At 51.9% G+C, this 15,381-nt stretch carries 11 protein-coding genes; 2 read left to right on the forward strand and 9 right to left on the reverse strand.

Features of this window, described 5'->3' with window-relative positions; all coding sequences use genetic code 11:
- Positions 1-117: 117 nt before the first annotated feature.
- The gene (locus AACZ40_RS22100) at positions 118-1,710 is read left to right on the forward strand and encodes an IS1380 family transposase (protein WP_339675870.1); all 1,593 of its coding nucleotides are present in this window, start codon (positions 118-120) and stop codon (positions 1,708-1,710) included.
- A gap of 654 nt (positions 1,711-2,364) precedes the next feature.
- On the opposite strand, the gene AACZ40_RS22105 is transcribed toward AACZ40_RS22100, so the two are convergent.
- The 8 genes from AACZ40_RS22105 to AACZ40_RS22140 all read right to left on the reverse strand — a co-directional run bounded on the left by AACZ40_RS22105 (position 2,365) and on the right by AACZ40_RS22140 (position 14,295).
- Complete coding sequence (locus AACZ40_RS22105; RefSeq protein ID WP_291166097.1) at positions 2,365-2,619, reverse strand: hypothetical protein; 255 nt, start codon at positions 2,617-2,619, stop codon at positions 2,365-2,367.
- A 56-nt stretch (positions 2,620-2,675) separates the two neighbouring features.
- Positions 2,676-4,100 (reverse strand): TolC family protein, encoded by a 1,425-nt coding sequence (locus AACZ40_RS22110; protein WP_291166096.1) that lies wholly within the window; start codon positions 4,098-4,100, stop codon positions 2,676-2,678.
- A gap of 132 nt (positions 4,101-4,232) precedes the next feature.
- Positions 4,233-5,798, reverse strand: coding sequence for a SpoIIE family protein phosphatase (locus tag AACZ40_RS22115; protein ID WP_291166094.1), 1,566 nt, complete (start codon positions 5,796-5,798; stop codon positions 4,233-4,235).
- Between the two features lie 277 nt (positions 5,799-6,075).
- A complete protein-coding gene (locus AACZ40_RS22120; RefSeq protein WP_339675872.1) occupies positions 6,076-6,543 on the reverse strand; it encodes a hypothetical protein in 468 nt (155 codons plus the stop codon).
- A 34-nt stretch (positions 6,544-6,577) separates the two neighbouring features.
- Positions 6,578-10,099, reverse strand: coding sequence for an efflux RND transporter permease subunit (locus AACZ40_RS22125; RefSeq protein ID WP_291166090.1), 3,522 nt, complete (start codon positions 10,097-10,099; stop codon positions 6,578-6,580).
- On the reverse strand, positions 10,096-12,051 hold the full coding sequence (locus AACZ40_RS22130; RefSeq protein WP_339675874.1) for an efflux RND transporter periplasmic adaptor subunit: 1,956 nt from the start codon (positions 12,049-12,051) through the stop codon (positions 10,096-10,098). Before AACZ40_RS22130 ends, AACZ40_RS22125 begins: the two co-directional genes overlap by 4 nt.
- Before the next feature lie 172 nt (positions 12,052-12,223).
- Positions 12,224-12,613 carry a hypothetical protein gene (locus AACZ40_RS22135; protein ID WP_291166086.1) on the reverse strand — a complete coding sequence of 130 codons (390 nt, stop codon included), beginning with the start codon at positions 12,611-12,613 and terminating at the stop codon, positions 12,224-12,226.
- 1,031 nt (positions 12,614-13,644) lie between these two features.
- Entirely contained in the window at positions 13,645-14,295 is a 651-nt protein-coding gene (locus AACZ40_RS22140) for a hypothetical protein (protein WP_291166084.1), read from the reverse strand.
- A 1-nt stretch (position 14,296) separates the two neighbouring features.
- On the opposite strand from AACZ40_RS22140, the gene AACZ40_RS22145 reads away from it, so the two are divergent.
- Positions 14,297-14,797, forward strand: coding sequence for a hypothetical protein (locus tag AACZ40_RS22145; RefSeq protein ID WP_291166082.1), 501 nt, complete (start codon positions 14,297-14,299; stop codon positions 14,795-14,797).
- A gap of 7 nt (positions 14,798-14,804) precedes the next feature.
- Here AACZ40_RS22145 and AACZ40_RS22150 read toward each other — a convergent pair.
- On the reverse strand, positions 14,805-15,381 hold a 577-nt coding region (locus AACZ40_RS22150), incomplete at its 5' end, for an IS630 family transposase (protein WP_339675877.1).

Below are 15,381 nucleotides of genomic sequence, written 5' to 3' on the forward strand. Positions count from 1 at the left end.
CCCAAGACAAGCGACCTTGTTTGCCTGAATAATAAGAAACACCCGAAATCCCTGCTGATTTCCGCGTATTGAGTGTTATCACGACAAAACAATACGAGAAGCAGAAAGGGATTTCAGGTGAAGACAAGAGCCTATCAAAAACGACAAACCGCGTCTGCCATACGAGCGAAGAAATCTCGAAAACGCCGGATCAAAAATGCGGCCACGTGCCACGCTGAACGTGAACTCAAGGTCAGACAGCGCACCAGACACAAATGCGAGGATCACCAGCGTCCCCTGCTGTCGGCGGCTGGCATTCAGTACGAAGTTTCTCAGCGACAGTCAGCGACGTGTTACGGTGGAATCGGGCTGGCGACTGCTGTGGCGCAACAAAGTGGGTTGGTCGATGCCATCAATCGGCATGTCGAGCGACTGCAGGTCCACTTTCCGTATCACGAATCTGACCACGTCCTGAATATTGCCTACAACGCGCTGACCGACGGCACGTGCCTGGAAGATCTTAAGAAGAAACGCGTCGATACAGCGTATCTGAATGCTCTGGGAGCGAACCGTATTCCGGACGCATCGACGGCCGGCGATTTCTGTCGGCGATTTGAATCGAAAGAACAGATCGACTGTCTGCATCACGCCATTGATGAAGCAAGGCGAAACGTGTGGGCTCAACAGCCCGAGGAATTCTTCGACTGTGCGACCGTGGACATGGATGGCTCTATCGTCAAAACAACGGGCGAATGCAAGTTCGGCATGGATATGTCGTACAAGGGGATCTGGGGCTATCATCCGCTCCTGATTTCGCTGGCGGAAACGCGCGAACCTCTGCGGATTGTGAATCGATCGGGTAACCGGACGAGCGAAGACGGAGCCGCTGTCGAATGCGACGGCATCGCCGATTATCTGCAGAGCTGCGGCTTTCGCAGGATCGTCTTTCGAGGTGATACGGCGTTCAGTCAGACTCAGCACCTCGATCGCTGGAATGATCGCGGCGTGACGTTCTACTTCGGCTACAAAGCGCTGCCAAACCTCGAAGGACTGGCGGAAAACCTGCCGAAAACGCGGTGGAAGAAGCTCAACAGACGCGTGTGTCACGCAGCCAAAACCCAGCTGCGAACAAAGGGCCACCCGGTCAAAGAGAACATCATTGTCGATCGAGAATACAAGAACCTGGTGTTGCAGCGTGAAGAGGTGGCAGAGTTCGATTATCAGCCAACGGCCTGCGGTCAAGTGTATCGCCTGATCGTTGTTCGCAAACACATCGACGAAATGAAAGGGCAGAAACTGCTGCTGGACGATGTGCGTTATCTGTTTTACATCACAAATGATCGCACATCGACGCCAGCGGAAATCGTATTCACATGCAACGCTCGTTGCGAACAGGAGAATTTGATTGAGCAACTGAAGAACGGCCCGCGTTCCTTAACGGCACCGGTGGACAATCTGTATTCGAACTGGGCATACATGCTGATGGCCTCGCTGGGCTGGACGTTGAAAGCATGGATCGCCCTGAGTCTTCCGGAAACGGGTCGCTGGAAAGACCGGCGTCGCCAAGAAAAGTGTGAATTGCTCAGAATGGAGTTCCGTACATTCGTAACAGCCATGATTCGCATCCCGTGTCAGATTGTGCGGACCGGTCGCCGTCTGATCTTCCGGCTGTTGAATGGCAATGATCGTCAGCCTGCGTTCTGGCGACTGGTCGATGTATTGCAGTTGTAAAGACAAACCGAAGCCCTCGCGCACGGCCGTGAGTGCTTGGGTTCAATGCAGGCAGGATGCGGATGTCCTGACCATTTGCCGTGGCTCTTTACCTGAGGAACATTCAAAATATGAAGCAACCAAAATCCACCGCATGTTCCGGCGAATTCATCCCGCCAGCAGCCAACCCCTGCGCCGATGTTTGCTCCCACTCACACTCAAAGGGTCGCTTGTTCTGGGACTAGTGTTGTGTCAGGATTTGATTTTGGGATAAAGTCATTTCAATTTCGCTCGGGCACACTGAACTTTGAATTGCCAGTCCACTCCCCGCTGCTTTTTGTTGGCGTCCTTTGATCAGGATTTAGTTTCATACGAGTAATGGCACCCAGTGTCACCCGGTCGTCGTTAACTACGGCGATCAGAATATGATAAATGACAAATACCAAAAAAATGATTATCAGACTGGTGTGTAGTACTATCAGTGAATAGCTGCAGGGAAGAAAACTGCTGACATTCAAAATCAGCAGGACTACAAGGGTAAGTTCAATTCCCAATGTCTTGAGGCGATGACAGACAGAGACTCTGCTACTGCTCATGAACTTGCTTCCCACCAGTAATGTTAATATAGAACAAAGTAAGTAGGTGAACTTTCCAATTGGATGGCGAACGAACTGTTCACTTCCCTGATTCTGCATTATTGTCCCCGTGATCTGCTGCCTCAGGATGATGCGGCAGGCGCTCCAGATAACCCGAGACCTGGCTGGAGTGACAAACACAATTTTCATAGCAGGTATAAGAAAGTGGGGGTGGATCACAGTACTGGCAATCGACCTGACAGCCGGAATAACTGTGGTAAGTCGAGGCACAACCTGTCATCATGATCGCTCCCAGCGTTGCGATCCGGCACATCCACTTTTGAGCGGTGTCCATCTTAAGCTCCTTCATTAGCAATCGCGTTTTCGTCGATTGCAGTCTAATCCTGCCTGTTATGGTTCTTCAGGCAGTGGTAAATTTTCAAGTGCTTCCGGCGGTGCAGGGATGGGTTGTAATGTCTGTGGGTTAATTCCACCAATGACCCGTTCTAATTCTGCTAGTGATTGTCCTAATGATGCTTCGAGTCTCAGGTAACTCACCTCAAAACGCAGTAATTCCCTCCAGTTGTCAACCAGCTGTAAAAAGTCGACTTCTCCGGTATTGTAGGCCTGGCTGGAGACCTCCAGCGTCTGGCGCGCTTTTGGAAGAATATCTTCACGGAACAGAATCAACAGATCCTGTTGGCTTTTGGCTTGAGCAAACAGGTCTGCGACTTCTTCAAGTGTTTCATCTTTTAATGAATCATAGGATCGAGCCGTCGATACTGCTTTTGCCTCCGCGGATCGAACTGCTGAATCCAGTTTCTTTCTGTAGACCGGCAGATTGATTCCTGCTGTGATCAGAAACGAATCGTTTCCGTTGGCAACGGGACTGACCCCGGTAGATCCCACATCGATCCAGGTGGCTCCCAGCGTGACATCCGGTTTATAGGCGAGGCGTGCCAGATTCAGGGCTTGCCTGTCTTTTTCGAGTGCTGCTAATTGTGCATGTAATTCCGGACGAGAGGCGACCGCCTGCCGCTGCAGCCAGTCCAGGTCGTCAGGCAGAGCCCCCGGGGCAATATGACTGAGTGCCAGTAATTTTGTCTGAGAGGAAATATGCAGCAGACGTGCAAGTTTTGCCTGGCCACTTTGGAGTTTTTGTTTCAGGCGAATCAATTCATTTTCAACATTCGAGATTTCCAGTTCAGCACGCAACAGGTCCTGCTGGCTGACCTTTCCTGTCTTGTAGCGCACGTTCGCCACGTCACGGATCTCGACTAATAACTGTCTATCTGCCTCAGTGACATTGATAGTCTGCTGAATAAAATAAAGTTCGTAATACGCTCGTTTCACTTTGGCAATCGTAGCCAGTTCGGTCGCTGCCAGATGAGCTCTTGCTTCATTGGTGTGTGATTCTGCGAGTTCTCCCTGTGCGCTCAGTTTCCCTCTTGCAGGAAACTTTTGAGAAACATTCAACGCAAACTCCTGGGGGCCTGATGCAGTCTGGACCTGGTCCGGATAAAACGTCATCCCCAGATTCGGGTCCTGCAGGCTCGAAGCGACCGGGACCTGATAAGCATTGGCTTCGACACGTTTTCGGGCAGCCTGAATATCCGGGTTTTGAGCCAATGCGTATTGAATGTATTTTTCAACTGAATGAGGCCCCTCCAGATCAGCGGCGATGGGATTCACTGTCGCTTCTGCTGGAGTATAGGAAGCCTGTTGAACAGCCTGAGAAACTTGAGCGTACCCGGGGTCGTGGATCTGCTGCGCAGATTGACAACCGGACAATAATAGAAACAAGCTTAAAAAATGAGCTGTCTGTCGCAGGGCCATCCTTGGCCTCCCCCCCTTTGATATGATCGAAATCGATACACACTGATTATCATCGGCAAAATTGATTTGATCGAAACAGGGATTACAACTAATTCTTCAGTGAACCGGATTCGCATGTAACGATATTACGGATTAGGTAGTATCTGGTTCTGTTGACTGTGAGAAAGTCTTGACTTCCTCGTAAACAGCTGACGCCTGATGATTAGACGATTTCAGATTTGAAGCCGATTCACACTGTAAGGCCACCAGTGTCAGATCATCATTGGGTGAAGCATTGAAACGCCATTCCGCTATGGCTTCGTTGATCTGCATGATTTCTGCAATGAGTGATCGATTTGTCCTCTGAGTGAACAAATTCGTCAGGCGTTCTATTCCGAATAATGTACCTTCAGTGTTGGCCGTTTCTGTTACTCCATCGCTAAAGAGTAAGATTCGATCTCCTGGCGAGAGTATTGTGTTTTTCTGCTCCCACTCAGCTTTCAGGTCGATACCAATCAGAAGACCTGTACTTTTCAATAATTCGAGTGTTCCGGAAGTTCTTTTCAATATTGCAGGTAGATGGCCTGCGCTGACCCATGTTAAATTGTGTGATTCCGGCTTCCAGCGTGAGAGAAACATGGATGCAAAATTCCCCGGCAGAATCGAGGCGGTAAATTGACGGTTGACTTCATTCATGATCGTGACTGGATCAAAGGGGGGCTTTTCGGAAGCAGCTAGCAGGAGTGATTTCAACATCGCTGCCCCCATGGCAGCGGGAACACCGTGTCCGCTCACATCGGCAATGCAGATGAGCCATGATCCATCCGACAAAGGCAAAAAGTCGTAGTAATCTCCGGCAACGCTGTCTGCCGGTTCAAAGATATGCGCAGTTTCAAACTGTGATATTTCAACTCCGTGGGGCAACAGGTATTGCTGGATCTTTCTCGCTTTCTCCATCTGGCTGCGGCGGTCACGATCATTTTCCTTTAGTGCCGCGCTCATGGAATTGATGGATGTGGAAAGTAAGTTCATCTCACTGCTGGTGAATCCCGGGGAAACAGCATCTAGGTTACCGGATGTAATGTCTTCGACTGTCTTTAAGAGTTGATTCAATGGTCTGTCCACGATTTTCAGCAACACGAGATTGACAATCCCAGCCGCGATCATTCCTAATGCCCCGAGCACTGCAAGCTGAACCATAACTTTAGATCGGATTGATCGACGTACATTTTTTAAAGTTTCGATGACAAAGACGCTTGCTTCTTTGCCAGGCTGATATCCGATGACCAACTGGTGTTTCTGGAATTCGTCCAGATCAAATGATTCCGGATTGGAAAAATCAAATTCGGACAATATCGCCTTACTATCCGCGGAAGCACCACCCGTCTGTATGTATTTCCCATTCAAGCTGACGATAATCCGGTGTCCGGGAGAAGCTGATTTTCTCATTTCTGAACAGACTTTGTTGATGTAGCTCTGGACGTCGTGATCCTGATGGTCTTGTATGAGATGAGAGACTGCGGACTGAATGGCTATTGCTTCATCGTGCAAACCTGTACGCATTTCTGCTGTCGCATTTTCGATTTCCCGGTGATATTGCAATATCAGGATCCCTGCCAGTGCGATACTAAGTGTCAGATTTACGGAAAACAGTAATTGAAATCTGATCGTACGCGGTTGATTCTTGAATCGGGCGATTCTGGCAAATAATACTGACATAGTTTTCAAACTTTCTTCAGTCGCTGACTCTCCAGCTGATCACGCCATGGAGAAAACACAGTTACGAATGGTTTCGTTACAAGGGATATCAGCCATCGCTTTTCAAACACAGGACTTTCCACTCTCAATGGGACTCTTTCGTACTTCAACTGCCAGATAATATATGGAATGCCTGAGCATCGCATGTTAGCGCATCATGCGATCACCCAGGCATCCCAACTCAGGAGCCGACCAGGAAAATGCTCAAGCGATTTCCCGGTCTGCTGGTTGTACTCTGCTACTTCCGTAAGTTCGCAGAGTACAGTGCATCGACTGTACTCAGATAGGTCTGAGGATCAGCGTCAATCTTTTTGGTGCAGGGAGGACAGCAGACATACACAATCCGCCCATCCACGATGGTCCATTTCGGTTTCTGTGGCAGCTCTTTTTTCATCACCGGACACATGTGTTGTGCTTTCGCAAAATTAGCATGAATCGTCGACCAGTGCTGTGGATTGACCTTGCTGTTTAAACAGCCTTTGCAGCAGAGGTAGACCGACTCTTTGCCGATTTTGACTTTAATCGGCTTCCCATGCGCGCCCAGTTTCTGTCCCGAGACGGGGCAAATCTGCTGCGCTGCGATACGTAACTGATCGCGCTGGCTCCCATCTGTTTGAGGTTGCTGTGCTTCTGCGAACTGCTGCACACCGAACCCGGTGACTACAACCAGCGACAAAGCCAAAATCATTCTGAATGTTTTCATCATATATCTCCTTCTGAAAAAATTATTTTGATCCCGCTCAGGAGGCGGGACCGCTTAAGGCTGGATCGAATGTCGAATTCTGAGATCCAGATTGAGGTAGTTCGTGATCAAAGGCCTGACTCGACAGGCCCACATTCATTTTGAATTCCAGGTAAGCACAATAGACGGCGGGTACAATAAACGTGGTGAAGGGTTCGACCAACATGCCCCCCAGGACGGGGAGTGCCATGGCCCGGGCCACATCGGCTCCCCGTCCGTGGGACATCAGAACCGGCAGCAAAGCGAAGATCGTGGTCAGTGTGGTCATCACACAGGGGCGAATGCGTTTCAGCCCGGCTTCGTAGATTGCTTCACGTAAATCAGCGATGCCGGCGACCGGACGGCGTTTCAGAGTCTGCTGAATATAAGTCGCCATCACCACACCATCGTCCACCGCGATGCCGAACAGGGCGATAAACCCGACCCAGACTGCAGTATTCATATCCACGCCCATCCAGGCGACTGCGATCATCCCGCCGGCAAAAGCAACGGGAATCCCGGAGAAGACAATCGCCGAGATGGCGAAGTCCTGAAAACTGAGATAGATAATCAACAGGTTCACCAGCAGCACCGTGGGGATGATCCACATCAGCCGCTCGTTGGCTTCGATTTGGTTCTGAAAAGACCCCACAGCCTGTAGTTCGAAATTGCCCTTGGGAAAGGTCAGGGTGCCGTCCTCCCGGGCGGTCCGCAGTTCGGACATCACCTGCTCGACGGTTTCCAGGTCACCGGATACGCCGGACGGAGAAAACGCGACGTGCGCCACGAGGCGGGCGTCTTCACTGTTAATGGCGCCCGGTCCCCAGGTGGTGGTGACGTTCGCGAGTCGTTCCAGAGGCACAATGTCGCCGCCGTGAGTGACGACGGAGACTTTGCGCAGATCTTTCAGGTCCTTGCGGACGCTGCGTTCGAAGCGGACCTGAATCGGATAACGTTCCCGTCCTTCCACGGTGGTGGTTACATCGAGCCCCCCGAGCCCGGCTGAGACGATCTGATTCACCATCATCGTCGTCATACCGTAGCGGGCGGCTTCTTCGCGATCGACTTCGAATTCATAGTAGGGTTTGCCCATGACAATATCAGGATTGACGGTTCCCGCGTTGACATACCGGTTTTGTTTCAGACGCTCTGCAACGGCCAGAGCCGCTTTGGACAAGCCTTCCAGATCGTCGCCGTAAACCCGAATCGCCATGGAAGCTTTGATGCCGCTCTGCAACATGACAACGCGTCCCTCGATCGGTTGCAGAGGCGAAGCGGGAGTGACTCCCGGCAGCGTGGCGACTTTGTTGATTTCGTCCCAGATCTGTCTGGCAGTCATGCCTTCCCGCCATTCGGCGCGGGGCTTGAGCATCACATAGGTTTCGACCATCGCTGCGGGGGCCGGATCGAGTGCCGATTCCACGCGGCCGATTTTGCCCAGCACATTTTCGACTTCCGGAATCCCTTTGATCAGGGTGTCCTGTGCCTGCAGGATCTCCATTGCCTGTGAAAAACTGGCAGCCGGGTAGAGGCTGGGCATGTAAAACCAGCTGCCTTCATCCAAGGCAATCCAGTCGTCTGACTTCAGCCCTGTGAAGACGTGCTTGGCGTCCACGTAACCGGGCACCTGATTCAGGTCCGCTCCGAGCAGCGAAACGACCTTTTCCACAGGACGCAATACCGTGGGCAATCCGAACCAGGCCCCCGCTCCCAGAACGATGATCACTGCAGGTAAGGAGAGCATCAGCAGCTTGTATCGTAGCGCCAGCCTCAACCGCCCCGCGTACAGAAATCGGACGAAACGGCTGGTGGGGTTCTCATCCATGGATCGGATCTTCTCGCAGGTCACCCACCAGCCCAGCAGAAAACCGGCTACCGCAGCAAAGACAGTCGCCGCATAGAGGGTCAGCGTCGATCCTTCGGCGATGTAATCTCCCCAGACAAACCAGTAGAGAGCGGCCGTGAGGCAGCCTACCGCCGCGCCGCTTGCCAGTTGTCCCCAGCGGGGAATGCGCGCACTACGGAGAAAGATCCGGCAGAGCATCGGCAGGATGACCACTGCGACGATCAGGCTGGAGATGAGGGCGAACGATTTGGTCCAGGCGAGCGGCGAAAACAGCCGGTGATCGCGGCCTGTCAGAAAGAAGACGGGCAGAAAGCTGATAATGGTGGTACTGACGGCGGTAATCACGGCGGGAATCACTTCGGCGGCCGAATCCCGAATGACAACCAGACGCTGCTTAGGGCTACCTGGTGAGCCGCCAGCTTCCCAGTCAGCCAGGCTGCTATAGATGTTCTCCATAATGATAATTCCCATATCGACCATTGTGCCGATAGCAATCGCGATGCCCGCCAGGGACATGATATTAGCATCGACTCCCAAGGTTTTCATGGCGATGAACGACATCAAAACCGCCATCGGGAGTGTAATAGCAATGATGATGCTGGCGCGGATATGTAACAGGAACAGAACCATGACAGCGATGGTAATGACCGTTTCGTGCAGCAGAGCTTTAGTCAGGGTAGAAACGGTCTCGTCGATCAACTGGCTGCGGTCATAGATGCCATGAATTTTGATGCCGCCCAGTTCGGACTCCAGCGAAACGATTTTGGTCTGGACCCGTTCGATGACTTTACGGGGATTTTCGCCATGACGCATCACCACCACGCCTCCTACTGCTTCCCGTCCGTTCAAATCGAGGGCACCGCGGCGAAATGCGGGGCCTGTTTGGACCTGAGCCACATCGCTGATGCGAATCGGCACTCCTTTACTGGTTGTGACGACCGTGTTATTAATCTGCTCAATCGTTTCCTGCTCCGTTTTGCCCGCGCCAATAAAACCTTTGCCGCGAACGATAAATTCCATCCCGCCGGTCTCGACGGTCTTGGCGCCGACATCAATGTTCGAAGCCTTAACGGAATCAATCACCTGGCTGAGCGGTATGTTGTGGTAGCGGAGTTTGTTGGGATCAACTCCGACCTGGTACTGTTTGACATAGCCGCCAATCGAGGCAACTTCAGCCACGCCATCTACCGATTGTAGGGCGTACTTGATGAAGAAGTCCTGCTTCGAGCGCAGTTCAGCCAGGTCCATGCCGACGGGTGGTTCGAGCACGTAGTAGTAAATCTGTCCCAGCGCAGTGGCGTCGGGGGCGAGTGCAGGAACCACGCCTTCGGGTAGTGATCCCGTGACCGTCGTCAGCTGTTCCACCACGCGCGAGCGAGCCCAGTACAAATCGACGTCGTCGTCAAACGTGACCTGCACGAAACTGAAACCAAACATGCTTTTGCCGCGAACACTCCGGGAGCTCGGCACCGCCTGCAGGGCGATGGAGAGCGGATAGGTGATCTGGTCTTCCACATCTTTGGGAGATCGTCCCGCCCACTCTGCCAGGACGATCACCTGGTTTTCACTTACGTTGGGAATCGCATCAATGGGAACTTTTTGTGCTGAGTACCAGCCAAAACTGATCAAGGCTACCGACAGCAGCACAATCAGGAGTCTCTGACGAATACAGAAATCGAGTATGCTGCGAATCATTGGCGGACCTCCTGTTTCTGTCTGGTGACCGTCCGGGGCGGAGCTGATTGAGGTGGTTCCAGCTGCATCGGTTCGGGGTCTATCTCCAGTGGCATTTCAATCGGTGGCAGGCTGTCATCAGGCTCCATTATTTCCGGAACTCCCAGTGGCGGCAGATCCATGTCGGACACCGCTTCATTCCGACTGTTTGAGGCGTCAGCCGTCCTGATGATCTCCAGGTATTTTTTCGGATGTTCCAGCAGACTTTCACGGCAGCCCTCACAACAGATGAAAACCGTTTTGCCATTCACGTCCACTTTGGGAGGGGCTCCCATCGTTCCTAACGACATCATGGTCACCGGACAGATTCGCTGATGTTCCGCCAGTTTCCGGTCTGTTCCAGAGAGCTTCGCGAGCGCGGCGAGCATGGTTTCCGACATCTCCTCAACCGGCAGCGGTTCGGCCCGGGTCGGATCGATGAGCGAAGGATTTCCCGCCAGCTGCATCTGCGAATCGATTAGGAAGTTGCCCCGGGTTGCGACCTGTTCTCCCTGCTTGACCCCTTTCAGGATGACGATCTGGTCGCCGCACGTCGAGCCGAGAACGACATTGCGAATTTCAAAGCGACCCGGTTCGGTTTCGACATAGAGCACACTGTGTTCTCCCGCCATCAGCACCGCATCGCGGGGCACTGTGAGCACATCGCTTTCTGCTAATAACTGCGAAACATAACCATATTTTGACGTGGGAACCAGCGCCTGACCCGACAGAGGGCACTTGCCGGAAACTTCGGATATGACGTGCGGATGTCGCGGACAAATCCAGCAATCCGCTAGTTCCGGATCATAGATGCCTCCTGACTTTCCTTTGCTTCCCGCGGGAATCGAGATTGTCGCCCGTGCATAATCTCCCACACGTAACCGTCCGTGTGGATTCGGTATCATAATCCGCACACCCACCGTACGAGTCTGGGGATCGACGTGAGGATCGATAAAGGCCACGCGGCCGGTGAAGGTTTCATCGGGCAGCGACTGGACGGTTGCCTCGACTTTCTGTCCATAGCGGATCGTGGCGGCATCTTCAGGAAAAAGCTCAAGCATCAGCCACAATCGCGAAAGATCGGCCAACTGATAGATCACCTGGCCTTCTTTGACATACTGGCCTTCGATGGCCTGTTTTTTTATCACAGTCCCACTGATGGGGGCACATAAATGCATCCGGCTATTGGCAGTGCCCGTCTTTTCGAGTGCTTCGATCTGAGACATCGTCATACCGAGTTCAATTAACTTCTGTTTTGAACTCTGATAGAGATTCTGGCTGGTTCGGGTGACCCGGGAAAGTGTTGCAGAACGGCTGTTTTCAAAGGCTTTTTTAGCCAGCAGCAGTTCCACCTGACTGGAATAAAGCAGCGGAGAATAAACATACGCCAAATGGTCTCCCTGTTTGACTTCCACACCGGTGAAGTCGGCATAGAGCCGTTCGATACGACCGTCCACATAGGCAGACAGGGTTTTGAGGGTGCCTTCGTCATAACTCAATTCCCCCACGGAATGGATCGTCTGAGTCAGAGGAAGTGATTGGACCGTTGCGGTCTGAATATTGGCAATCCGCCGGGCAGCGGGATCAATGCGGACTGCACGGGGATCTGATTTTGAGCTATCGGACGTGGCAGGCACAAGTTCCATGGCACAGACCGGACACCGGCCAGGTTCTGTCTGGGGAGGGGTGCACATCATCGGGCAGATATATTTAATGGCTTTGCTGAGGACGCTCCCATGACTATGGCCGCCCCCGCCTGAGGTAATAAATCCCATCCGCTGGGCGACTCCCAGTCCGGCAATCAACAGCGCCCCACACAAGAGAAACAGTGCGGGCTGCACCAGCAGTCGAATCCACCAGCGGCGCACATTCTGTTTGCGCTGAGAGGCTGCATCATCCGCAGCGCAGATCTCACTTTTATTAGAATCATTCATACCAACCTCAACAGAATTATTTCAGCCAACTGTAATTATTCGGGAAAATACAGTCTGTCCGTTTTACTTTGGCCAGGTTCTGATGAATTGAAAACGCATCAACCCTGGGGCGTGTTAACACAACTGTAAAACTGTGGCAAACAGCGCGCACAAAGACAGCAAAGGCGTGAGATCAGATCAGCCAGCGACAAAGAATCACTTGCTGGCGAAGAAGGGGCTGAAATGAGAATTGAGGCGTGTCAAACGTCGCGTCTGCTTGCGATTGTTTCGTGCAGACGGCAAGCATGACTACCGCTGTCGCTGCCCGTCGAGATGATTCGCGTTCCTGTGAACTGCGATTTTCTTCCGGAGCAACGGGAAGTTCCTTCTCGACCGAACTTCGGCATTGCAGCTGATGGGAGGTTTGAGAACAGCAACTGTGTTCTGCTTCAATCGAGGGTGAGCAGCAGCATGCTTCAGTACCACAATAACTGCCTGCCTGCGCTGACGAAATCATTCCCCCGAGGAGAGTCGCTGCCATCAGCATACAGGAAGTCATAGAGTGAATTGAAAATTGAAACATCGCTACGCCAGTCTAAAAGGAAAGTCTCATTTGTTTTAGGGCCCAGACTTACGACAGTCAAGTCTGAATTCTGTTCACGCTAAGTAAAGTGATTCCCACTTGCTGCTTGCCTGCTGAATCAGGAGAGACTTTATCTCGCTGTGTGTGGTCAGAATTGGAACACGGAACACAAAACGACAGTCATTGAAAATCAGCAGAGATTGCAGTGCGCAAAGATACTGTCCGAGCAGCCTTATAGCGTGAAGCGACAAAGAGATACGCAGCGATCAAGGGATGCCTGAGGTGCCGTAATACAGCCAGGTATTCCCGGTGTTTGTGGCTGAGCGATCACAGTCGACACCACCGTCAACTGCGACAGGCTCACTAATTTTTCAGCAGGATTTTTCTCGACCGGTGAAGGGATGAGAGGGCTGACAGGCTGGCTCTGAGCACTACAATGACAGTCTGCTCCGCAAGAGCACGTGCCCGGTTCTGCTGACTGTGACTCGCTACTGGAAGCGGAATCCTTTGTGATTTCAGCATTATCACCACAATGGCAGACAGGTGCGTCTGTGCAACAGCAGGAAGGAGTTTCTCCAAGTCGCGTCTGTTCCTGATCAGAACAGCAGTTCGTGATAGATTGAGAACAACGAGGGCCACAGTGACAGGAAGCAGCAGAGAAACCTTGCAGTGGAACTGTCAAAGCAGCCAGGCAGATCATAATTCGTGTTGTGATTGTTTTAGACATCCACATGACCGAAAATCCTTTACGCTCTTCTGTCCTCTATCAGCAAAGAGGTTTCTATCTATTTAGATCGGCCCGGGACCGAAATGATCTGGAGACGAAGTCGAGGGAAATCGCAATCTCTTCAGGATGTGTTACAAGTATGTAGACGCTAAAGATTTGGGAACGCTGCGGAAGTATCTTTATAATCAGGAATCAGGTCAAGAGAGGTTATGCGGTCAATTTCTCCGATACTGAACTCATTTTATTTCAAGTACTTCCATCATTAGCAGAAACGCACCGTTGCACACAGTACTGTTTTTCAGGTTCATCCTCTCGGTTGTGCCAGAACTATAACGCTCCGCTGGTTGACTCTGTATTTGTTCTGTTGAAGAGGAATTTCTGCGTCAGGCGATAATAGATCCGTGGGGCTGGGGAGGGATGTGTCGACGACCCGGTTCCATGTCATTTCTGGCTCTGCATGGATCGAGAACAGTTGAGGAATCGTTGCGCCATTGATCATAACATAAAGATCGCGCGTTGCCGGAGAGGGATCGTGCAGGTGGTATGCCAGAGTTTGCGATTCTGCTGACATATCGACCTCTGGATGTCCTGCTCCGTACCATTGGACTTTCTCCCGCCAGAAAGTTGAACTTCCCAGCAAGGCATGTGATTTGCGCAAAGAGATCATTTTTTTGAAGAAGCGAAAGACTTCCTCGTTGTGCTTGAGCCGCTGCCAGTCGAGCCAGCTGGTTTCGTTATCCTGATTGAAAGGATTATTATTCCCTCCCTGGGACTGCATAAACTCGTCTCCCATATCGTTCATGCATCGGCGTCGAGTTGTGATGGGTGTGATCGTTGCCCAGTGAGCGGCAAAGGCAAACTGTGCTGCTGTGGTATGCAGTTTGCACAGGTTAATACCCGATGCTGCCGCATAGGGCGGTAGTGATTTTGAACGTTTCGCGTAGAAGGGAAACAAGATGAAGACTTACCAGAACAGAAATCGAAACTTCGAGGCGATTGTCGGTGCTGGAGTGATTCTGGCTATGGCGCTCGCCATCTCACTTCAGTCACTGACATTCGCTCAGGAGTCGGCAAAGGCAAAGAGCGACAAAGAGATGGGGTCCGAGTCAATGTGTCCGATGATGGCTGGTCTGAAAGCGATCATGCTGAGCGCTGGCAGCCCACCTTTGCTTATACCACGAGCAGACGAACTGAAGTTGACGAAACAGCAGAAGCAGGAATTGAAATCGATCGCCGAGGAAGCACAACGAAAGGCGACGAAGGTACTGACTGAGGAGCAGGAGTCAATGCTCGGTGAACCACCTGACAAAGCCATGACGATGATGGAAGTTGTGATGATACAGACCAAAAACATGCGGGATGCCAAATCCGGCGGGATGTGCCCGATGTGTATGGAGAAAATAGAAGGAATGAGGAAGGGCAGGAAAAACGACAGAGAAGACTCAACGCCTAACTAGTGCTGCGTCAGGATTTAATTTTGGGGTAAAGTGATTTCAATTTCGCTCGGGCGTCCTGAACTTTGAATTGCCAGTCCACTCCCCGCTGCTTTTTGTTGGCGTCCTTCGACCAGGCTTTGGTTTCCGCTCGCAACGGTCGTGTGGATTCGAAGCGGCGACCGGTTACACACTGCCGGGTCATTGTACTCAATTCGTTTTCAGCGATGTTCAGCCAACTGCCATGCTTAGGCGTCTGACGAAATTCGATCCGCCGAACCAGCGAGCGTGCCTTCTCAGCGGGGAAGGCCTCGTAAAATGCTCCTTTGATGTGCGTGTTCAAATTGTCGCAGACGACGATGACTTTTCTGGCAGAGCGGTAACGCGTTGTCAGTAATCGCTCCATTTCAATGGCCCAGTCAACTTTAGTGCGCTGATCGCGAACACGGACTTCCCGCCAGCCTGACAAAGGTTCCGTGAACATGAAAATGCTGGCGGTCCCGCACCGCTCATATTCATAGTCGACTCGACGGGCATGTTTTCTGGTGGCCGGTATCGACTTGCGAATTTCCCTGTGAAGCTGAACGGGTTGCTCATCCATGCACAAC

The organism is uncultured Gimesia sp. (assembly GCF_963972345.1).
Lineage (GTDB): Bacteria > Planctomycetota > Planctomycetia > Planctomycetales > Planctomycetaceae > Gimesia.

Coding starts and splice junctions, on each gene's coding strand:
- AACZ40_RS22105 (WP_291166097.1), bottom strand. CDS start 2,619: ATGGACACCGCTCAAAAGTGGATGTGCCGGATCGCAACGCTGGGAGCG.
- AACZ40_RS22110 (WP_291166096.1), bottom strand. CDS start 4,100: ATGGCCCTGCGACAGACAGCTCATTTTTTAAGCTTGTTTCTATTATTG.
- AACZ40_RS22115 (WP_291166094.1), bottom strand. CDS start 5,798: ATGTCAGTATTATTTGCCAGAATCGCCCGATTCAAGAATCAACCGCGT.
- AACZ40_RS22120 (WP_339675872.1), bottom strand. CDS start 6,543: ATGATGAAAACATTCAGAATGATTTTGGCTTTGTCGCTGGTTGTAGTC.
- AACZ40_RS22125 (WP_291166090.1), bottom strand. CDS start 10,099: ATGATTCGCAGCATACTCGATTTCTGTATTCGTCAGAGACTCCTGATT.
- AACZ40_RS22130 (WP_339675874.1), bottom strand. CDS start 12,051: ATGAATGATTCTAATAAAAGTGAGATCTGCGCTGCGGATGATGCAGCC.
- AACZ40_RS22135 (WP_291166086.1), bottom strand. CDS start 12,613: ATGTTTCAATTTTCAATTCACTCTATGACTTCCTGTATGCTGATGGCA.
- AACZ40_RS22145 (WP_291166082.1), top strand. CDS start 14,297: ATGAAGACTTACCAGAACAGAAATCGAAACTTCGAGGCGATTGTCGGT.